The sequence below is a fragment of the Rubinisphaera italica genome (genome assembly GCF_007859715.1).
In the GTDB taxonomy this organism is placed as follows: Bacteria; Planctomycetota; Planctomycetia; order Planctomycetales; family Planctomycetaceae; genus Rubinisphaera; species Rubinisphaera italica.
This window is the reverse complement of record NZ_SJPG01000001.1, coordinates 4,482,320-4,504,955: the sequence shown is the minus strand read 5'-3', so window position 1 is coordinate 4,504,955 and position 22,636 is coordinate 4,482,320. Positions and strand designations below refer to the sequence as shown.

Here is a 22,636-nt window from a genome sequence, read left to right as displayed (position 1 = left end):
AAGGCGAGTTGATTGAACACCCCGTTGCACAATCGTGAAGAATATGTCGAACAGGCTTACTTTTTTCGCACATATCGAGAACGACTCGATAACGATTTGCCTGCTCAGGAAGTTCTGCAGGTGATTTCGCAGGAAATTCTTTCGACAACTCAACTTCCGCTTGCCATCAATTTCATGGCTTCGGAAATGATGCTACACGGCCGAGTATCAGGAGGTATGGCGCGTCTCGGACATTATTTCACACCCTTCCAGAGTTTTGTCTTTCGTCAAGCCGAGCAGGATCGCACGCGGTTCGATATGCGGATCGGTCTGGAAATTCTCGAAAAAGAAGCCGAGTTTCTCGCTCTGGAAAAAGCGACACCCCAAGGGCTGTTCATCTATCAGTTTGAAGCCCTCTCCCGGAATCGGCTCGGATATCAGGATGGCCTGCAGGCGATGGGCAAAGATCCCATGTATGACGAACACTGGAGAGATTGGATCAGTAAAGTCCGGCAGTCACTCGGGGCCATTGAGTTTTCGGAAATGATTTATTCGCGTTCGGAATATCGCGTGCAGGAAGTGCGGCGACGCACTGAGAATCCGGAATATCTTCCCTCTTATCCAGTCCTTTTCGGCTTGCAGGAAGGACGTATCGCCCAGGCGAACCACGGTCGCGATCCTCTTTATATGTTCGCAGCTTTACAGCGACATCTGGGCTACCCAAAAGTTCCTCGACCCCAACCACCGCTGAGCGAACGCCTCGATCCAATTATCGAACAGCGTCTCCAGCAACTCGAAATGCGCTTGAAAATTCTCGAAGCCGAGCAGTCCGGGAAACTCGATCTGTCCGACTTTTATGTCAAACCCGAGAAGCCTGAGTTCAAAAATATGGATTGACCGTGAGTCTTTTCGGCGATTGGTTTTCATCGGATTTATCGTTATGCTGATAGATCAATTCACAAACGGAATCCTTTCTGGAGTCTCTTCTGATGGTTCGAACCGTTCTTCTGACTTTTTTCGTAACATGTGCATTCGCTGTTACTGATTTCGCGAATGCAAAAGACTCGCAAGTTCAACACTCGTTTCTGACCGCAGACTCCTCGAAACAGATCATTGCAATCATCAATGAAGATGGTCTACCCCAGTGGACACACAAGATAGGACCTCTTCACGACCTGCATTTGCTGAGCAATGGGAATGTGCTGTTTCAAACGAACTGGAAGAGAATTGTCGAAGTCAACCCGGCAACCGATGAAGTGGTCTGGGAATTTCAGGCTGGGCAGGGAACAAAGAAAAAAGTCGAAGTCCACGCCTTCGAACGATTGAAAAATGGCAATACGATGGTCGTGGAATCAGGAACTTCCCGGATCCTCGAAGTTGATCCTCATGGGAATGTTGTTCACACGATTCCACTCCAGGTCAAGCAACCTCATGCTCATCGTGATACGCGTCTTGTCCGAACACTTGATAATGGGAACTACCTGGTCTGCCATGAAGGTGAGGGGCTAGTCCGAGAATATAATCGAGAGGGAAAAATTATCTGGGAATACGAAGTTCCCTTGTTTGGCGAGAAACCTCGTGACGGTCACGGAGTTGAAGCTTACGGCAATCAATGCTTTGCCGCACTTCGCCTCAAGAATGGAAACACTCTGATCTCAACGGGCAACGGCCATCGGGTGATTGAAGTGACCCCAGAGAAAAAAGTAGTCTGGTCGCTCGACCAAAACGAACTCCCCGGCATTCAACTGGCCTGGGTAACAACCCTGCAGGTCTTGCCGAATGGAAATATCGTGCTCGGTAATTGTCATGCTGGCCCGGACAATCCACAAGTGATCGAAATCACCAAAGACAAGCAGATCGCCTGGACTTTCCACGACTTCAACCGCTTCGGAAACGCGTTGACCAACACCCAGATTCTGAGTACGGATGGCAAAACGGTCCATCTCAAGCAAACAACTCGCTGAATCAATTTGTCAAACCAGCAAGACAAATAGCATATTGAAGCAATAAAAATACGAGAGGGGGGACTTGAACCCCCACGTCCGAAGACACTGGATCCTAAATCCAGCGCGTCTGCCAATTCCGCCACTCTCGCAGAGTTTTATGATAATGGATTTTATCAGGTTTGTTCCATCAGGACAAATGAAAACGCCTGAGGTTCATCGCCTCAGGCGTTTTGTCATCAAAGAACATCTATTACCGTATTTATTGGATCGGCAAGGCAAAATCGCCATCCATGTCTCGCCAGACGCAGTGGATATGATTGGCGGGATTGCCAGCTGCATCGGGTTGAGTGTTGACGAATTCAATCAGGAATGATTTTCCCTGAATGCGGTAGTAGTGTCCGATTCCTGGTTTGGTGGCTCCAGCCCATGCGAAGTGGACATTTTCAAAGCCATTCTTTTCGATTTCGTCCAGTCGAACGGCTGCTCGTTTTTGTGGGACGGCATTGGCATAGACATTGATCAGGTTCTTGAGAGTCGCCTGTTGCTCTTTGGATAATTTCTCAGCTGGAATTCCTGCAGGAGCGTCGGTTGGTGGATGGACGCTGCCTGCATTGCGGATTTCGCGAGGAGCATCTTTGTCGATGACCGCCGTTTTTTTCTGCGAGTCGTCCAATGAGTTGACCAGATCGAAGCCAAGTTGTTCTTCGTCTTTCAATACCGCCATGCCCATTTTGAAGCCGAGATCATTTTCGGTTTTGATTGTTGCCGGGTTTGTCGCAAAGAACTGCGGCGTGGCTGAAATCAGTTCGCCATTTTCGACAACAAAATTCAGGGACAGGTGATGACCTTCGAAGCTCAATCCCCATTGTTTGTCTTCACGGGGATCTCCAAAAATGGTGACGTAATATTTGAGTGGGTCACGACGATCTCGTGTTTCCGGTTTTTCAAAGGAATAAAGCAGCTTTTCGAGCGACATGATTGACTCAGCTTTTTTGTAACCGGCCTGACTGAGGCAGGTTTTGAGTAAGCCGAGTGCGTTTTCGCGTTGAGCCTCTGTCATGTGTCGCAACATCAACCCTTTGCGGGTGTCCATCGGAATAAAATGCCAGTCGACGCGTTGTGAGGACGCATAGGGGAGCATGGCCACGGTTAACTGGCGTTCATCCAGTTGATTGAGCAATCCGGTTGCCTGTGCGGTCATGTCCGGTGAGGTTTCAGTTTTTTTCAGAACCGACCATCCATTTGCGACAAATAATGTGGAGAGGAGCAGAGTGGCGGAGAGCAGAATCAATGGGGGGGACGTCTTTTTCATAGTCGTCTTTCAGTAATAGCGTTGTCATATTCAGGTGGGATGAGTGCTGAATTGACATTATGACGAAAGAAAACGGACTTCGCCAGTGTCCCATCAAACTCTGTGTATCTATTTTTGAGTCGAACATGTGGCAGAAATAAGAACTTTGCAGCATGAGTTATCGTTCGATCCAGTCGAAGCCTAAGTCGAGAGCCGGGGCGGAGTGTGTTAGTTCTCCGACGCTGATTCGATCGACTCCTGTGTTTGCGATGGCTGCGACCGTTTGCAAATTGATGCCACCGGAGGCTTCCAGTAAGACATCTTTATTATGCTGATCACGTATTTTTAGGGCTTTGGTCATGTCTTCATTCGACATATTGTCCAGCAGAATGACATCGGGTTTCCAGCTGAGGACGGATGGCATCTGATCGAGTTGATCGATTTCGATGATGATCGAAATGTCTGCAAACTTTTCCCGCACAGAGGAAATCAACTCTGCAGGAGCTTTGTGGGTCATGGAAGCGAGGTGATTATCTTTAAGCATCACCGCATCATAGAGTCCCATTCGGTGATTACAGCCACCACCACATCGGACCGCATATTTTTCCAGCAGGCGATAACCAGGTAATGTTTTGCGGGTATCCAGAATTTGTGCTTTCGTTCCCTGGGCTTTGGCAACGTAAGAACTTGTTAAAGTCGCCACACCGCTCAGGTGAGTCATAAAATTCAGGATGGTTCGCTCGGCCATCAGAATTTTCTGCACTGCTCCTTCGAGAACTGCAATCGATTGTCCTGACTGCAATTCATCCCCATCTGCACCATCCAATTTGTATTTTATTGTGGGATCGATTTGCTGAAGAACCAGTGGAATGATCGGAACCCCGGCGATTCGGCCTGGCTTCCGAGTCGCGATTCGCACCCGGCCAGTTCGGGCGGGATCGATAAACATCAAAGAGGTGACGTCACCCCGCTGGCCGAAGTCTTCTTCGAGTGCGATGACAATCAGACGTTCGGCAGCCTGTTGTTCGGCGGCTTCCCATGAGGGATGATTCGTTTGTTGTGGCATGGTCTCTGTATTTTCGCAGGCAGGTTGTTATCGTCTTTTAAAACAATGATCAATTGAAAAGGGAGCGGCAAGTTTATTCCTGTCCCTGTTACCTGGATTTTAGCGACGTTAAACTGAGTTGGATATGACGAGCACATCTTCAAACCCCGATCCTACAACGCCTCAGTTTGCCGGTTACGTCTCTCATGAAGACTTATTGACCTGCATTCACTGTGGTCTTTGCACATCTTCCTGCCCGACTTATCTGGAAACAGGCAACGAGAACGATGGACCGCGTGGTCGAATCCATTTGATGCGAGGCATCGAAGAGCAGCGAATCGAATTGACTGAAAAAGCCCGCAGGCATCTCGATTTATGCCTCGATTGCCGCAGTTGCGAGACCGCTTGTCCTTCCGGTGTGCAGTATGGGCAGCTGATCGAATCGTTTCGAAATTCCGATCATCAGAAGCAGTTGGCGAATGATCCCGATCACAAAGAATCCTGGTTCGACAAATATATCCTGAGAGATCTGTTCACGAACCGACATCGGCTCGAACGGATTCTGTGGCCGACGCGTCTGATGCAGTGGCTGAAGCTGGATCGAGTGATTGATGCGACTGGAATTGTCAAGTTATTGCCGACTCCGTTGCAGCGAATGCATCGCATGTTGCCGAAGTTGAAACCGTACGAGAGTCCACTCCCCGAACGGATCGATGCTCACGAACGGCCGGCTCGTCGCAAGGTGGGACTGTTTCTCGGCTGCGTCGCAGACGGCATGTTTCGCTCGCTGCACTGGGCGACGGTTCGCGTGTTGCAGGAAGCGGGCTGCGATGTGATCGTGCCGCATGCTCAATCCTGTTGTGGAGCGATGGATTATCATTCCGGTCATACCGATGTGGCCCTCCAGCGAGCCCGCACTAATATTGAAGCCTTCAAAACGGCTGGCGTTGAAGTCATTCTGGTGAATGTGGCTGGTTGCGGGGCGATGCTCAAGGAATATGGACATCTGACTCAGTATTCTGCAGGGGATGCGGATGACTTGAATCAGTTTGCAGGGCAGATTCGGGATATTAATGAATTTCTGTCCGAACTGAATATTGAGCCACCTGGAGGTCCGTTACCTGTGCGGGCGGTCTATCAGGATGCTTGTCACTTGCGACACGCTCAGCAAATCGAATCGCAACCTCGCGAACTGCTGCGAAAAATACCCGGTCTGGAGATTGTTTCGATTCCGGAAGCGAATATCTGCTGCGGAGCGGCTGGTAGTTATAATCTCGTAGAGCCGGATATGTCGGATCGACTCGGCAATCGCAAACTCGATCATATCCTCGAACAAAATCCCGATGTGATCGTCTCGGCCAATGTCGGTTGTTCACTTCAACTACAGGCATTATTGAAACAACGCAAACTCAAAATCCCTGTCCTGCATCCCGTCGAACTAATAGACGCCAGTCAACGAAAGTTGAGTTTGGAAGAATTGAAGCAATAGCCCCCGCAGTCACCGCGATTCTGTGGAAGATGTTCCTTTTCCAGGCAATGATTCTTAAATCATCAAAAAGCTGCTACTGCAAGCTGCAGTCGTCTTTAGCCCTCAGCTCGAAAGATCGACTTCAGTTTGATGCAGGCTCGACGAGTGTCAACCAAAGTTGATTCGTAGTTACGTCTGGAAGTTTTGTCGGGCCAACTGCCAAAACGCGTTTGCTCTCATCGGCCTCTGGGTGACCAGAAATTTGAATGGGGCCATTCCAACTTGTCGTTACATTGGCTGCAAGAAGTTTGAGGGTGACTTTTTTCTCAGTCTTCTGCTTATGTTCGGACGGGATCGATTCATACGTGATGTTATCTGGAAGTCCATCAACCGAGAAGGTGATCGGCATTTCGAATCCCCCCAAACGCTCCACGTTGATGCTGACCTCCAGAGGTTTCTCTGGCGTGAGGCTGAAGTGATTTTCGGACACACTCAAGCGAAAGCGAGGCTGATCCTGTTCGATTCGAAATTGATAAAATTTTCGAGGGCCAATACTTTGATATCGATCTGAGATGAGAAATGTATAAGTTTCATCCAGGGGTGCAGTCCATGCGGTGTCGATATCGAAATTTGTTTTTGCGATATCGTCGAATTCCTTGATGAGTTTCCCCGAGGAATCTTTGATGGTGAGTACGGGATCGAGGAAAGAGCCGAGAGATTGAGAGAGAACCTGAAGTCGAATTATCTCCCCCTTTTTAAGGGTGACCTGATAATGAGGGGGTGCATCTGTTTTGTCGATAACGCCAAAAATAGACTCCGGAAGACTCAGTGTTGCGGGGAATGTTTCTGGATAATTCAACGGTTGTTTGCTATCAGACGCAAGCTGCGGTCGGATCAACTGAGCCAGTTTCGAATTGGTCCGTTCCAGATTCCAACCCTCAACCTTGTTGACGGTCGATTGATTGCTTTGTACAGAAAACTGATAAGCCACAAAAGCCTGATTCGTGAGCGTCAAACGATAGTGATAGTCTGCTCCACCTGCATAATTAATAGTACTGTTGGGTGTGGACGGAAAACCAAACAGGCGAACATAGTATGTGCCCGTCTCATTTATCATGAAATTCAGTAAGGGGTCGAATCCGTGGTCGTCGTCGTTTTGAGCGAGGACAAAACCGCGATGATCCAGCAATTGCAGGACTCCATCCATTGGTGACCCGAGTAAACCATGAGCATCCAGCGAAGCGATGAACGTTTCACCGGCATTCAAGGTTACCGCAAAGGTGTCGACTTCTCCCGACTTGCTCAAAACGCCTTCTACAATCTGCGGAAGTGTTTCGATTTGATGAGCTTCCGAAATCGATTGATTCGGCTCCTTTTCCTCCACCTGAGGCAGCTTTGAAATGAGAAATGGGATTAAGTCGCTGCTGCCAGATGCGTTGTAAAAGCGAATCCATGTCAATTGAGGGGCTGCTTCTTCGGCAATATTCAATATCAATTCGGTCGCTGTGTCATTGAGTTCCGCCTGCAGTAATTCATCATCTGCGACCCAGATGCTTAACGGCAAACTCCCAGGCTTTCCCTGCAACTTGACGACACATTTCGTCCCTGATTGTCCGCCAGAAGGGAACAGGCCAGTCACGGCTGGGGACTGTGCCAGAATGCCTGAAGTGGGGTTCAGGAATAAGGTTAAGAATCCAGAACACACGAACAGGACCCGGAGGTAAGTCATTGAAAGATATATCATGATATCATTTTATGTCATTAATTCGCTAATTGTCTCGGCATTGCTGACCAGGTGTGTCGGGCGGCCTTGAGGCGTATAGAGGATTTGATTGGGGTCAATGCCCAGTTTGCTATAAATTGTGGAAACAAAATTCTCAGGGGAAAGAACTCTCTCGCTGGCAGAATATCCTTGACGATCAGTGGCGCCAACAATTGTTCCACCTGGAATACCAGCACCAGCCATCAGGACAGACATCGCATTCGACCAGTGATCCCGACCGCCATCTTTATTGATTTTTGGCGTTCTACCAAATTCTCCCAGTACGACAACCAGAGTTTCTTCCAACAGGCCACGCTCTTCGAGATCTTCAATCAATGTGGCGACGGTGGCATCGAGTGTTGGCAGGCGGGTTTTGCAGGTTTTGAATAGATCCCGATGATGATCCCAACCTCCTTCATTCAAGGTAATGAAAGGGACACCGGCTTCGACAAGTCGTCGTGCGAGCAAAGCCCGCTGACCAAAGGGATGCCGACCGAATCGGGATCGTACAGTTTCTTCTTCTCGACCAATATCAAATGCCTCCTGAGCCGCAGCTGAGGACATCAGGTCGTAACTTTGTGAATAAAATTCATCGAGAGCCAGAGCGGGATCTCCAACAGATTTTTCCGTATAGCGGGGCAACTGATCCACCAGATTTCGTAAATCCTGACGATGTCCAAATCGCAGGTCGTCCAGTCCTGCAGGCAGTGCGACATCGCGGACCCGGAAATTTTTGCTATTAGGATCACTAGGAACAACAAACGGGGCATATTGGGCGCCAAGGAAACTTGGCCCGCCCGAGCGTGTCATGGAAGGCATTGAGAAATATGAAGGCAACCCATTCTGATGTCCGCGTGCATGAGCAGTAGCCGAGCCCAGACTGGGATGAAAACTGACAAACGCACCACATCCAACAGGAATCCGAGGGGGAGCACCGGTCATCATGTAATGATTGCCCGCTCCATGATTTCCCTGATTGTGACGAATGGAGCGTACCACAGCAAACTTATCAGAGATTCCCGCCAGTTTTTTCATATGCTCAGAGAACTGAATCCCCGGAACTTTTGTATCAATGGTGTGATATTCTCCACGAATCTCGACGGGAGCTTCTGGCTTAGGATCGAAGGTTTCGTAGTGTGTCGGGCCTCCATCCAGCCAGACTAGAATACAACTTTTCGCTTTGGCTTTCAGACGGTCAGGCGAATCTGCTGCCTGTAATTGAAGCTTGAGCAGATCGGCAAAGCCAATGCCCAGGGCCGTACTCACGCCCAGTTGAAGACAATCTCTTCGATTGATTCCCTGGCAGTTTTTATTCCACATGTCTGAATCCTTACAGCCTCTTATTCAAGGGGGATTGCGTTGTACGATGCTTTTAGTCTTTGTAGACGAACTCAGGAGTATTCAGCAGTGCCCAAAGGTAGTCTTCAATAAGTTTTCGTCGGTTTTCGGAAGATTGATTAAGGTATTCGAGTCCCTGTAATTTTTCACCGGAATCGGGATATCGGGAATAAGCAGAAAGATAGAGCTGGTCGATCAATTCCTCTGGGGATTTCTCGCTCTCTGACAACTGTTTGACGAATCCGATGTCAGCCGAAATTTTCTTCGAGAGGTTCTCCGAGTTCATCATGTGAAGAGTTTGAATGACTGTCGAGTCGGGAATGCGTTCACAGGGAGGATCCTGATTCGGGTCTGGTCTGGCAAAGGCATCCAGAAACAGGGAGGAAATCCGATGCGTCCAAAGTTCCTTGGCCCGCGATTCGGGAGCCATGGCCGAATATGATTCAGGAACGCCCGTGATCTGACAGACAGAATCGAGCATCACTTCTGCTCGAAGTCGTGTTCGGTATCTTCTGGAGTAATAACGAGTGTCGAACGCATTGGTGGGGTTCGGCTGAGAACTCAATCGATAGACATGCGAAGACATGATATATCGGATCAATTCCTTGAGGTCGAAATTGTGTTCAACAAAATATTCTCCGAGATGATCGAGCAATTCCGGATTGCTGGCCGGGTTGGTCGCACGTAAATCATCGACCGGTTCCACCAGTCCATTTCCCATCAGGTCGGCCCATACTCTGTTCGCCATTGTTTGAGCAAATTTCCGATTTTCAGACGAGGTCATCCATGCCGCCAGAGCAACGCGCCGGTCCTGATCTTCTTCAATGGCTTCTGCATTGCCGTACAATGGCTTGGGAGGGAGAACTTCGTTTGTCAGGGGATGCTTGACTTCTCCTTTATCGCTGACATAAATAAATTCTTCAGAACCTGAGATGGGTGGTGAGACTCCCTTTCCTTTTCGTCCTAATCTGGCAAAGTAAGCCGCGAAGCTGTAGAAGTCTTCCTGTCCGTAAACTTCGAATGGATGGTGATGACATTTCGCACATTCGAGTCGCACGCCGAGAAAGAGTTGGCTGACAATCGTGGTCAACTCGTCAGGTGATCGACGGTCTCGAAACAGAGTCACACTTCCGTTCCGGAATGTGCCCCCTTGAGCCGTGATCAATTCCGTGACAAACTCATCGTAAGGCTGATTTCTACGAAACGCATCGCGGATCCAGGTATCAAAACTCATGGTCGCTTTGATACCGACCCGATATGGATTAGGTCGCAATAAGTCAGCCCATTTATTGGCCCAGTGTTCCGCATACTCGGGGTCGGCCAGTAAGTGATCCACCAGAGCATTTTCTTTTCCAGGGGCAGTATCATTCAAATAACGGGATGCTTCTTCGGCCGTTGGCAGTCGTCCGACAATATCAATGTAGGCTCGCCGCAGAAATTTATGTTCCTCTGCAGCTTCTGAAGGACGCACATTCAATGTTTTCAATTTGCCCCAGATAAGTCGGTCAATCTCATTATTAATCGGCAGGGAACTGTATTCGCTTTCGGCTATCGGTTCCGGGAGAGGTATCGACGCGGTGAAAACGGCAAAATGACCGGAATACCGCGCCATGATTGCAGCTTCGCCCGTCAGATTTCCAACAGTCACAACTCCATGTTCATCAACGGCTGCAATCGGACTTTCGTTGGATTGATAAGTGGCAAAGTCGGTGACATCTCTTTTTGAGCCATCGCTATAGAATGCGGTCACCTGAAGTGACTCACTTCGATTCTCCAGAAATCGGGTTTGAATCGGATTGACTTCGACCCGTAATAAATCCGGTGTCCCAGGAATACTTCGCGGCATCCCAGAAGCAATCCATTCTTTGAGTATCTGATACGCGGCATCGTCAGCCGAAAAGATCAATCCACCACCGTGCGGTAATTTAGCCGCAGGTTTTGCTAAGAAAAGGCTTTCGTCTGGGCGAGCCGGGGTGATGCGTCTGCCACGGGAATCGTTGACGAGTGCGTCATAATCGAAATCGGAATCAAAACCGAGCAAAGAAAGCTGGAACCCGTTCTGGCCACGTTGCTTGCCGTGACACGCTCCCGAATTGCAACCGTAACGTGTGAGAATCGGTTGGATATCTCGATCAAAATCAATCCCTGAGTTTTGCTCTGGCGATTCCGCATGTGAAGTCGGCAAATCGAAAACACCAGTAACGCTCGAGGCGATCACAATCACGAGAAAACGAGCGATAAAGTTCAACCTCAGTTGACTCTTATTCAGCTCCATCAGTGAGCAAATGGGATTCATCAAAAATGAGGATTCCAATTAACAGGCAGGTGAGTTTGAAAGGAGGGAGCAATTAAAATTGCATCCATATATTCTCAATCGTTATTCAGGCTTGTCAAGACTGGATAGACGATAATACAAGAGAAACCATTGTAAAACCAGAACTTCTGTAGACTGAGCTTACGCTGGGAATCGTAGGCTAAGTGCTTGAGCGTTTCCAAATTGATTTTCTGCGCCCTGTCTGAGCAAACATTGCGCTTCATGGCAATCATCGTACATGCGAAGGCACACTGCATTTATAGCCGTTCCTGCATATATGTAGCGGGTGATTGACTGGATTAACCGGGTTGAAACCATCAATAAGCCGCTACCGTAAACTGCAAACTGAATTACAAATGATCCAGATTGAATAACCCCTGCAATTCTACTGATCGAACTGCTCAAGTGCTGTTCAGATCGGTCGGATTAAGTCCCTGAATCTAATCTCCGAACTTGAAAGCGAACAGATCAGCATCCTTGATCACAAATCGGAGTCGAACAGGTTTCCCAGAAAGTGAGGAGACATCGCTGCTCTGTTTCCATGTGACCACACGTTCAATTTCGTTTCCGATTTGCTCATCGGAATCAGCCAGCGAGTAGCCTGGCAACGGATTGCCGGAGGGATCTTGAATCTCAACACGAATGCTACCTGCTGCTGAAGTCCCAAAGTTAATCGACAATTTACCACCAGTGAATGTCAGTGGTTTGGTCAGCAATTCTCCACCAGCATATGGCCCTTGGGCAGATGCAAATCCATCCAAACGAATCGAGTATCTCCGCAGGTGTGAGGTCGGCTGGGCGTAATCCTGATTTAAATAAATAGACATTTCCGCAGGACCGGTTTGTACAACATTCAGCGCCGGATAGTTTGTCCGCGAAACCCAATTACGCGCACCAATTCCGGGACGAATGAATCCGCCTGGAAACGTTCGATCGTAGAAACTACCGCCACGCGAAGTCATCAAAATCGCGTCTGAAGTATCCTTGAAGTATTTTGGAGAGACATTGATCGCTTTCGCCTGTTCGTCGGTAAGTACTTGTCGCCCCGGCATAAATCGAGCAGCAATTGAGACATACAAATGCGGTGCCCGGAAGTAGGGATGCGTTTGATTTGTGTAAAGATGCTCAATCGGGGCCTCGCCGTTCGGATTGCGGTACTTCATCAGGATTGGTTCAGACCAATTGATAAAGTCATCGCTGGTCGATCGGCAAATGCGACGTATTCCTCCCTCAAAAACACGAAAGTAGCAGACATACTTATTTTCGTGGGTAGACCAGAAGGCGAGATTCTGCGAATCGAACATGTAATTGTAGGGAACCATGGTTGTCGTAATCACTGGTTCTTCCTGGAGTTTTTTCCAATGAAGACCATCAGCTGAGGTCATCGCGATCAAACCACTGGTCATCGTCCCACCGATTGCCTTATATCGCTCTCCTGCTGGGACTCCAGGACGAGTATCAAGCATCGGGCAGAAATTGTGAGTCACCGGAGCAGCATCAGCCAGAATGATATTATTCTTCGAATGACCTGGTATTTCAAAGAGATCGAGTTCTGGTTTCGTCCATGAGATTCCATCTTTCGATTCCGCACAACAGTAGACTTCGTTTTGATTCCCATCTGCTCCGACTTTCGGACTGCCCCGGTAGTAGAGTCGGTACAATTCCTCATCTTTGATGACCGTACAGTATCCGCAGAACAGCCCCTCCCAAGGCTTGTCAAACTCTAATGCCACACCCTCATCGCGCGGGCGATTGAGTACGAGACGAACATTTTTCAGGTGGTCGATCAGGTAATGATCGACCAGTAATTCTCGACGGCTGCCGATATGGATTACGTCATCTGCCGCACTTAAAGAATATTGAAATACGGCTGTGAATTGGGTGGCAAGCAATGTAAAAATGAAGAGACAATTTCGCATTAGGAATAACAATTCTTGAAGTATTGTAATTTGATTGGAATGGATAGCCCTGCTTCAAAATGAGTCTCTGAAAACAGCGGCCACCTTCAACTGTGATGGCTAGGCCATCTAGTTGTTGTTGGACTGGTTCTATTCTCTCATTCGATCTAAAAGGTTTTTTGTCATTTGCTGGACTCGAACATCGGGACCGGAAGGGCGACTGCCGTGTGACCAGGGCAGGATATGTCCCGGCGGTGAGGAGAGCCCCTGTGCCCAGAAAATCGTGGCGGCATTGAAGACGAAGTTCCCTTTAGGGCCGGGGAAGATTGTGGCTGCATAATGTCCCTCTCGAACTCCGCCCGACCAGATCGTTCCCTCCGCGAGGACTTCGAGCCCATCTCGTTCCAGATCTGGTTCTCCATGATGTTCCCAGCCGACCAAACCTGGAATGGAATCCCCCTGTTTTATTCCGGTATTTGCGAATAACCAATGTTGGGGATTGACGCAGGTCCAGTCTCCGCCTCCATTAAACGGAACCACGCTGCGTGCTCCAATGATCTTGCGTTCGTCTGGAGCTTTGTCCGTCAGCCCTGCGAACAACGAGGCATACGATTGAATTTCATCATCGCGGAGCGGTCCATAGCAACCGGCTCTTGAAATGATCCTCTGCGGGACACCCTGCGAGCTTGCTTCAAAAGGCGAAACGATAAAGACCGAATTGCCGCACAGCCAAAGATAATTCACACCTGCATCAATGGCCTGTTCTGCAGCATGGTATTGAGCAATATCCCAATATTCATCATGTCCGACGCTGATGAAATTCTGGCAACGGGTAATGAAGGCGGGATCGACAGTATCGCGATTTGACCCATAGGTCACATCGTAGCCGTGTTGTTCCAACCAGTAACAGAGCGGATATTCCCAGAGCAGGAACTCGCCGGAACCGACAGAAAGAGGGTGATCGAATATTTGGTTGTATTTTCCATACGGACGATCAAAACTGACCGCAACATTCGGCGCGTGGGCTCCGTCAGGATGTGTATACAGCGATTCATTAACGGGCCAGCGATTATAAGCCTGCCAGGTATTGTCGCTGCATTGAAACAATATTTGGGCAGGTCGCTGATCGCGAACGATAAATATCACATAGCTTTGCCAGTAGGGATCCGATTTCGATTCCGGAATCGTCGTCAGCTTCCCGAGATAAACTCCACTCAACCAGTCAGACGGAATTGTGAACTCGACACTCGGTGCCCATTGACATTCACGTAGCCGAGCGGGAGCCTCGCCCATTTCGGGAACTGGTTGCGGAGCACCACGCAACGGACCATAGCTGGCCAATTTTCGCGCCCCGGCTCCGTTGTAATACCCCATACGATAGATATCGAGAGTAAACATTCGCGCGGGATCGGTGCTGACGAAAATCGAAAGTTTCTCCCCCGCAGAAATCGATTGTTCAGAGCAATACCCTTCGATGAGCGAAGTCCGATATTGTCCCGAATTGATGCGAACTCGTGTTAACTGCCAGTCACGGTCTCCTGGTTTGCTGTTCTCCAGAGCGACCGGAGAATTGCTCGTACCAGTCGCGGCCTTTGCGGTCGCAGCTGAGGCAACAAAAGACGCAGCCAGCGAGCTTTTCAAAATTTGACGACGGCTGTAAAAAGACTCATCGAGAGGCATGAGCTGGTTCTCCTGATTTCAAACTTTGCAAGTAGGCGATAAGATCTGCCAGTTCTGTCTGACTTAATACTCGGTCAAGTCCATTTGGCATTATTGAAACCGTCGAAGGGGACAGCAGTTCAATTTCATCCCGCTGGACTGCGACCGGCTCTCCCTCTTTTTGCTGGATATAAATCGTATCGACGGTTTCCCGGACGACGATTCCATTCAAAACTTTCCCATCTTCTTTAAGAATACTGAATGGTTCGTAGTCGCGGACTAGTGTCGCGGAGGGAAACACGATCGACTCCAGCAAATCACGCGACGTGCGGCTGGCTCCGATCGTCGTTAAATCGGGACCAATTTTTTTCCCTTGACTTCCAACCTGATGGCAGGTCGCGCAGTTGGACTTTTTACCGAAAAAGACCGCCTTCCCTCGTTCAGCAGAACCTTCGTTGAGATAAGGCAGGAAAGCCTCGACCTTTTCGACATGCATCGCCTCTCGCTGCTTGAGTTTTGCCAGCAAGGCATTTGCGTTGGGGAGCGTTTCTGAAGGATAGCTTTTGATAACTTCCGAAAACTGGACAGCAGAAATTGTATCCAGACTTGAAGCAGAGTTCATCGCCTGCAGAAATGCCGTGGCCACATCGACATCTTTCAATCGAGCGAACGCACGTATCAACTCTGGCAGAACCGTTGGGCTTGCTCTTTGAATCAATTTCGCAACACGCAGTAACTGCTCACTGGTTAACGCCGCAGAGCCGATACGCTGAGCAGCCAGATAGGCATCTTTCGGACTCTCCTGAACGACGTCGAGCAATAAGTCGAACGAGCGATCCGACAGTTGACTCTGACTCTTGGTCGCCGCCTCCAAGGCCGAGACCCGGACCAGAATCGGAAGCGAAACATCCTCGCCAATCTCAGTCAAACGCTGTTGGAATTGTTTTTCATCCAGACGAGTTACTGCCGAAATCGTCGCTGATAAGACCGTTGCGTCGGAGCTGTTCAGAAGTTCTTCAAGCGGGGGAATCCAGGTTTCATGGACGTGAATATTTTGTGATGATGCAATAACTTCCAACAACAGCGATTGTAATTTTGCAGAGATGAGCGGGTCAGAGAGTCGATTGCCAACAAGTTCTGCAACATCTGGCTGATTAATCGATCTCACCAGCAATTCGCGGAGTACAGACAAGGATTCTGTAGCCTCTCCCTGTTGATCGAGTAGCTGTTCGATCACTGAAAGAGATTGACTGGTCCACGAGGGATGACGAACATAAATTTGGATCGCTGCTCGTTGCAAGTCTTCATTGTTGGAAGCGATTTCAGAGACAACTTCATCACTCGTTAGATCCCCAGCATCCATTTGATCCAATGCAATTAACGCGGCTTTGCGAACCTGTGGCGAGTCTGCTTCCAGTCCCGTTCGTGTCGCAGTCTGATCGTTGATTTCAATGAGAGCGTAAATGACAGCATGTTCAAAAGCGCGATCCTTTTCCGGTGTCAAAGCTTTGAACAAATAATCGACCGCCTTCGTATTTTTCATTGCACCGAGTGCGCGGGCTGCGACTCTGCAGACATGTGGCTGATCATCTTTGAGTCGTTTCGCGAGTTGCTCCAAGGCTGCCTCATCTGGGTAGATGGCCAATGCACGACAGGCGGAATGCCGAATTGAGGCATCGCGATCGTTAAGAGCCGCTCGAATTGCCGGATACGCTTGAGGATGATCGGGAACAAGAGCCGTTAACGCCTGGATCGCGCATTGACGCGGCCAGATATCCCCAGATTGAAGCACACGGGCGAGTGAGTCCAGACTGGATTCTCCGAGTTTGACACATTCCGCGATTGCACGCTCCCGTACGGAATAACGTGTATCAGCAAACAGCTTGATTACTTCTGCCAGAGAGAGACGATCCCATGCAATCTGCAATCCCCGCGGGTCCACTTGAGTGGTCATGCCTGTCCGTTTGATACGATAGATCCCTCCCAGAATGTCTGGCTTGGGGAATTGTGACGTTGGGCATCCCCGATAAAACCAGCCACCCGTATCGACAACTAACAAACTTCCATCGGCATCCTCGGCGACATCGGTCGGATGAAATTCCATGTCGGTCGATGTGAGAAACTCACGTTGCTCCGCTCGAAACGTCGAGCCTTCGCGTTCCAATGCAATACGAACGACTTTGCCAACATTGAATTGTGCGGCAAAAAACTGATCACGCCAGCGGTAGTCCATTGTTCCTGATCGATAGCGAGTCAGCCCTGAAATGGCTACATGACCAAACCGATGAACGGGTCCCAGGAAATCCCCGGTCGATTTCAGTTCCTGCAGGACCTGTTCACGATGTGGATAGGCTCCTCCATGCAACCAATGAACGAGGCAATCGACGCGCGGTCGTGTGTACATGATGTTGACCGTCCCCAGCATCTCCCCCTCGGTGGTGAAGTCGACTTCGACGGGGTTATCCATTCCTCCACCGCAGTGGATACGCACATCCGAACCATCCGGCCGACACGAAAAAATGTAGGACCCTTTGCGTTCACTGACGACATTGCCAATTTTATCTTTGAATTGATGTCCGTGGTAGCCATCACACCAATACAAACGACCATCAGGGCCAGAGACACAACCATGAATGCTGGCGGCATTGCCATTATAGCCGAATTGACTGACGAGTTGTTCACGACGATCCGCAACACCGTCGTTGTCAGTGTCTTCCAATCTCCAGATGTAGGGAGGAGAAGCGACATACAAAGCACCATCATGCCAGGCCCCCCCCATCGGAAAGGTCATCTTGTCCGCGAAGACTGTACTACGATCGAATTTTCCATCCTGATCAAGATCTTCGAGCAGTCGGATCGAGTTCGGTAATTTGTCTTCTAACTCCTCAGCCGTCATATTGACGCCAGCATTTTCACAAACAAACAGCCGTCCCTGATCATCGAAAGTTGCAAATGTCGGATGCTGGACCAGTGGCGGACCTGCAGCGAGTTCGACGGTAAATCCCGAGGGAACCTGCAACTTCTGCGGCTCGAATCCCTCTGTGAGTGGAGGCGGTTGGACTGCTTCAACTTGAGCGGTTTCTTCATCAATGCCCACATAGACACGGGCCTGAGAAGTCCCTCCCTGCCACATATTGTATTTGGGGATCGAATATTTTTGAAAATAGGAATCGAGTTGTTGCTTAAGAACTTGTTTAATATCTGCGGTTTTTGGATCACTGATCAGATTCGTAAATTCATCAGGATCATTCACCATATCGTACAACTCATGCGGCCCATTGGGATGCCTATGCACATACTTCCAGTTTTTCGTCCGCACTGATCGCAAACTTTCAAATTCATAGTAAACGGCATCTTCGCCCGCGGTCTGTGAATTCGCAACTTTCAATTCTGCTGAGAAATCTTTGCCAGGGAGTTTATGCTCGACCGGGGATTGATCAGACAGGTTCAGATAGGAGAGCAGTGTTGGCAGGAAGTCGTAATTCGTCACCATCACGTTTGAAACAGCGGAGGAAGTGATGCTTTCCGGATGTCGCCAGATCATCGGAATCCTCATCATTTCATCGTCAGCAGTTACGGGCCGCGTGTGATCGCCCATGCCAAAGTAGCCTCCCTGTCCGCCTGCCCAACCCTGGTCAGCAACAAAGATGACAACAGTGTTCTCATCAATTCCATGATCTTTGAGTGACTGCAGGACAGTGCCGACGCCATCATCGACACCACTCACTTCCGTTGCGACACGCCGAATGGAAATGGGATTGTTGTGATAGTCCAGATTGTACTTTTGCCAGGGATGCGCGGGTAAACGAGGGAATGATTCCAAAAGCTTATCGGCGTAATAGTCGGCATGTCGATTCTTGCCCTCCCTCAACAGCAGTCGACTCAAAGCATAGGGGCCGTTGTACGAAAGGAACAGAAAAAAGGGCTTTTCCGCTTTGGCATTTTGATCGATAAATTTAACCGCATGGCGAGTCCAGAAATCGGTCAGATACTCTGGTTCTTTTCGAATCTGACCGTTTTCAATAATGTCTGCATCATAAAAAGTGCTCGTGCCTCCATGGGGCATCGTGATCCAGTAATCCTCAAAGCCTTCTTGAGGATGAAGATTTCCGCCAAGATGCCATTTTCCAACCAGTCCACAGGAGTATCCATTCTTTTTGAGAATCTCCGGCAACGAAGTCAATTCATCGAGGGTACAACGGGCATCCGGTCCTGTCTGCAATCCACCTCCGGTCAAAAAACAATGCACGCCATGTTGCGATGGCATCAGCCCCGTGAGGTAGGTAGCACGCGTGGGCGAACAGACGGGATTCGAGGAATACGCCTGTGTGAACAGAGTTCCCTCCTCAGCCATGCGATCGATATGCGGTGTGCGAATATCAGGATTGCCATAGCAACCGAGAGTCCAGGCTCCATGATTATCCGTCATGATGAATACGACATTCGGACGACTCTGTGGCGATTTGGCCGCAACAGCCGGTTCGCTCAAAAACAAAGAGCCCAAAGCGAGTATCAATCCAACGGAAGATCGAAGCCAGACCGAACGGTGAATCTCAGAGTGATCTGGTGTGCTGAGGAGAGCGGTAAAAATTCTCACGGTGATATTTCCATGGAATGAGGATAAGAACAATGGAGCGAGCAAAGGTGGGATTGATCGATTGGTCGCGAATTCCGATATTTGAAAATCAACTCGATGTCTAATGAGATCCGCTTTTGTAAATCTCGAATCTTTGAGTTCGTTAATTTCCCAAACGATGGGTCTAGAGCATATTCAAAAATCACCTGCAGCGTTCAGCAGGAGCAAACACATCGCTTTTAGGACATTTGATGTCCATGCGACTGCAGAAACCATTTGAAAATGGTCTAAAACCCTCGCCTTCAGGCGAACCTTTAGATTCGTCCCATTTGGAAAATTTCACCAGAGTATGTGGGCGTCAGGACTTCAGTCCGTAGCCCACGGCTCAAGCATATTGGCTTCAGCCGATAGTATTCAGTTACTCCTGCTGGACTCTCATTCGATAAACTTACCAAGTCAATAATGCCGTAATCTGTTGCTGCCTGCAAACGCAATCTCTTTTTGACAATTGTTTTCTGGCAGATCGGATCTAAAACAATGATTTCATAATGGATCGTTTAATGACTCAGCAAACGCATTTGACACCAGCATTTTATGAGCCACATGCCACTCTCTGAATCTTCAATTCGACGATTCAACAGACCAGCAGGAAAAGAAATATTGCTGTTGATGCGGCAGGAAGCTGGAATTAAAAATCCAAAGTGATTAGTCCATCCCCGGAATTATCTTTGCTTAATATGGTAATTATTGATAGCATAAAGTTCTCGCCGAGGCGCTCAACTTCCTGCACTCCACACTTGTGGATTCCTCCAGATCATCGTGAAGTCATGCCCAGAATCCTCAATAGTTATTTATTGCGTCTTCTCGTGGGAATGTTTATGCTCAGCCTGCTGGCCGGGACCGGAGTTGCTCAACAAACCGTGAAACCCAATGTGGAGCCGAACGAAGAGCAATTGCGTTTTTTTGAAACGAAAATCCGCCCTCTGCTGGCCACTCATTGTTACGATTGTCACGGCGCAGACTTACAGGAATCAAACCTGAGGCTCGACACCCTTCAGGGCATGCTGAATGGCGGCAAGGGCGGACCGGGCTTAGTGCCGCATAAACCGCAAGGCAGCCTGCTGGTGACAGCGGTCTCGTATCGCGATAGCGATCTCAAAATGCCTCCCGAGGAAAAACTCGCCGCTGAGCAGATTGCCGATTTGACTCGCTGGATTGAAATGGGAGCTCCCCATCCAGACTCTGGCAGTGCTGAGTTGCCTCAGGCTTCTGCAAAAATAGATCTGGAAAAAGGGCGAGAGCATTGGGCCTTCCAGCCTCCTGTCAAACCGAATGTGCCGTCAACGGCAGATACACAAAACCCGATCGATGCTTTCCTGCAACAGGCGATGAGTGAGCAGGGACTGACGCTGCTCAAGCAGGCGGACAAACGAACGTTGATTCGCCGCGCGAGTTTCGATCTGATTGGTTTGCCACCAACACCCGAAGACGTCGATCACTTTCTGGCGGATGAGTCGGCAGATGCTTTTGAAAAAGTAGTCGACCGCCTGCTGGCATCTCCTCATTATGGGGAACGTTGGGGCCGCCACTGGTTGGACATTGTCCGTTATGCAGATTCCAATGGACTCGATGAGAACGTTGCCCATGGCAATGCCTGGCGATATCGGGATTATGTCGTTGAATCGTTCAATCAGGATAAGCCTTACGATCAGTTTCTCAGAGAGCAGCTCGCTGGCGATTTGATCGACTCCGGGGATGACTGGCAGCTGCGAAATGAACGATTGATCGCAACCGGTTTTCTGGTGCTCGGTCCCAAGGTGCTCGCCGAGGTGGATGAGACTAAGATGGAGATGGATATCGTCGATGAACAGCTCGATACCATCGGCCGCGGAATTTTGGGACTCACTCTGGGCTGCGCCCGCTGTCACGACCACAAATTTGACCCCATTGGACACGCAGACTATTACGCAATGGCGGGAATTCTGAAAAGCACCCGCGCGATGCAAACTTTCACCAAGGTTGCCAAATGGAACGAAAACTCAATTGCATCTCCAATTCAGGTTCAGGAGAAAGCCGCCCACGAGAAAAAAATCAGTGACCAGAAAAAGAGGATTGAAATACTCGTTGAGGCGACAATAAACAGCCTTCCTGAACCAACCGGAGAAACGGATCTGGAGGATCCGGAGGAGCCGGAGGATGTTGAAAAAAACTTTCCTGAAGAGGTGCAGTCCGAATTGAAGTCGATGCGAGATGAGTTGAAGAATCTTGAAACTTCGAATCCGCAACTTCCCACCGCGATGGGTGTACAGGATGGAGAAATTACCGATGTCCCCGTGCATTTGCGTGGCAGTCATTTAACGTTAGGCGAAGTCGTACAACGACGCTTTCCGCTCGTACTGGCAGGACTCGAACAGGTCTCATTGCCCAAGAACAAAAGCGGGCGACTGGAATTTGCTCAATGGCTTACACAAAATGATCACCCTCTTACGGCCCGTGTCATTGTCAATCGACTGTGGCGTTGGCATTTCGGTAAGGGAATCGTTGGAACGGTCGATAACTTTGGACTGCGTGGTGAACAGCCCTCGCATCCCGAATTACTCGACTGGCTGGCAATTTCTTTGGTCGAATCCAACTGGTCAATCAAAACGATTCACCGGACGATTATGCTTTCTGCGGCTTATCAGCGGGAGTCGGGATTCGATTCGACAAATACTTCAATTGATCCCGCGAATAAGTATTATTGGAAATACGATTTACATCGATTGGATGCGGAAACAATCCGCGATTCCATGCTGGCTGTCAGCGGGACGCTCGATCTGAAAATTGGAGGAAGCCTGTTACCGGTTGAAAATCGCGCATATTTTTTCAACCACACCTCTGAAGACAAAGCGTCCTACGAAAATATTCGCCGACGCTCCATTTATGTCCCCGTAGTTCGAAACCATTTGTATGATTTCTTTCAACTCTTTGACTATACCGATGCGAGTGTCCTCAATGGCAATCGCGAAACCAGTACCATCGCACCTCAGGCATTGATGCTGATGAACTCCGAACTCATCGCGGAATTGTCCGCAGCGATGGCGGATCGAATCCTGCAGCAGCACTCCTCCCGTGAAGGTCGCATCAACTACTCCTTTAATCTTGCCTACAGCCGGCCCCCTTCTGCAGCTGAGTTGCAGCAGATTACTCATTATCTGAATGGGTTTGATGCACCGGAGACAGAACCGTCTCCTGGTCAAATTAACAATAAAAAAGCCTGGCAGTTAGTTTGCCAGTCGCTGATTTCTTCCAGCGAGTTTTTGTACGTTCAGTAAAGTTGAATGTCCAGGATGTTGAGAATCAGAATTGAAAGCCGGAGAC

The 22,636-nt window shown here is 49.2% G+C and carries 13 protein-coding genes and 1 tRNA gene; 5 read left to right on the top strand and 9 right to left on the bottom strand.

From position 1 onward, the window contains the following. The first annotated feature begins 12 nt into the window (after positions 1–12). Together Pan54_RS16970 and Pan54_RS16965 are read left to right on the top strand one after the other, a co-directional pair. Positions 13–876 (top strand): hypothetical protein, encoded by an 864-nt coding sequence (locus Pan54_RS16970; protein WP_165441817.1) that lies wholly within the window; start codon positions 13–15, stop codon positions 874–876. Between the two features lie 92 nt (positions 877–968). Next, a complete protein-coding gene (locus Pan54_RS16965) occupies positions 969–1,943 on the top strand; it encodes a beta-propeller domain-containing protein (RefSeq protein ID WP_146504611.1) in 975 nt (324 codons plus the stop codon). A 49-nt stretch (positions 1,944–1,992) separates the two neighbouring features. On the opposite strand, the gene Pan54_RS16960 is transcribed toward Pan54_RS16965, so the two are convergent. The 3 genes from Pan54_RS16960 to nadC all read right to left on the bottom strand — a co-directional run bounded on the left by Pan54_RS16960 (position 1,993) and on the right by nadC (position 4,282). After that, positions 1,993–2,074, bottom strand: a tRNA-Leu gene (locus Pan54_RS16960). Positions 2,075–2,184: 110 nt separating this feature from the next. Further along, complete coding sequence (locus Pan54_RS16955) at positions 2,185–3,237, bottom strand: DUF3500 domain-containing protein (RefSeq protein WP_146504610.1); 1,053 nt, start codon at positions 3,235–3,237, stop codon at positions 2,185–2,187. Between the two features lie 157 nt (positions 3,238–3,394). Then, the gene (gene nadC / locus Pan54_RS16950; RefSeq protein WP_146504609.1) at positions 3,395–4,282 is read right to left on the bottom strand and encodes a carboxylating nicotinate-nucleotide diphosphorylase; all 888 of its coding nucleotides are present in this window, start codon (positions 4,280–4,282) and stop codon (positions 3,395–3,397) included. 124 nt (positions 4,283–4,406) lie between these two features. Between nadC and Pan54_RS16945 the strand changes: the two genes are divergently transcribed. Beyond that, positions 4,407–5,750 carry a (Fe-S)-binding protein gene (locus tag Pan54_RS16945; protein WP_146504608.1) on the top strand — a complete coding sequence of 448 codons (1,344 nt, stop codon included), beginning with the start codon at positions 4,407–4,409 and terminating at the stop codon, positions 5,748–5,750. Between the two features lie 121 nt (positions 5,751–5,871). On the opposite strand, the gene Pan54_RS16940 is transcribed toward Pan54_RS16945, so the two are convergent. The 6 genes from Pan54_RS16940 to Pan54_RS16915 all read right to left on the bottom strand — a co-directional run bounded on the left by Pan54_RS16940 (position 5,872) and on the right by Pan54_RS16915 (position 19,129). Next, positions 5,872–7,473, bottom strand: coding sequence for a PPC domain-containing protein (locus tag Pan54_RS16940; protein WP_146504607.1), 1,602 nt, complete (start codon positions 7,471–7,473; stop codon positions 5,872–5,874). 9 nt (positions 7,474–7,482) lie between these two features. Further along, a complete protein-coding gene (locus Pan54_RS16935) occupies positions 7,483–8,811 on the bottom strand; it encodes a DUF1501 domain-containing protein (protein ID WP_146504606.1) in 1,329 nt (442 codons plus the stop codon). Between the two features lie 52 nt (positions 8,812–8,863). Next, entirely contained in the window at positions 8,864–11,125 is a 2,262-nt protein-coding gene (locus Pan54_RS16930) for a DUF1549 and DUF1553 domain-containing protein (protein WP_242631475.1), read from the bottom strand. Positions 11,126–11,583: 458 nt separating this feature from the next. After that, on the bottom strand, positions 11,584–13,062 hold the full coding sequence (locus Pan54_RS16925; RefSeq protein ID WP_207310167.1) for a hypothetical protein: 1,479 nt from the start codon (positions 13,060–13,062) through the stop codon (positions 11,584–11,586). A 129-nt stretch (positions 13,063–13,191) separates the two neighbouring features. Next, entirely contained in the window at positions 13,192–14,721 is a 1,530-nt protein-coding gene (locus Pan54_RS16920) for a N,N-dimethylformamidase beta subunit family domain-containing protein (RefSeq protein ID WP_146504604.1), read from the bottom strand. Then, on the bottom strand, positions 14,708–19,129 hold the full coding sequence (locus Pan54_RS16915) for a PVC-type heme-binding CxxCH protein (RefSeq protein WP_146504603.1): 4,422 nt from the start codon (positions 19,127–19,129) through the stop codon (positions 14,708–14,710). Before Pan54_RS16915 ends, Pan54_RS16920 begins: the two co-directional genes overlap by 14 nt. On the opposite strand from Pan54_RS16915, the gene Pan54_RS26595 reads away from it, so the two are divergent. Both Pan54_RS26595 and Pan54_RS16910 read left to right on the top strand, forming a co-directional pair. Continuing rightward, positions 19,128–19,250, top strand: coding sequence for a hypothetical protein (locus Pan54_RS26595; RefSeq protein ID WP_261343182.1), 123 nt, complete (start codon positions 19,128–19,130; stop codon positions 19,248–19,250). The two genes, Pan54_RS16915 and Pan54_RS26595, sit on opposite strands and share 2 nt — an antisense overlap. Positions 19,251–20,103: 853 nt before the next feature. Next, entirely contained in the window at positions 20,104–22,590 is a 2,487-nt protein-coding gene (locus tag Pan54_RS16910; protein WP_207310166.1) for a PSD1 and planctomycete cytochrome C domain-containing protein, read from the top strand. Positions 22,591–22,636 lie beyond the last annotated feature (46 nt).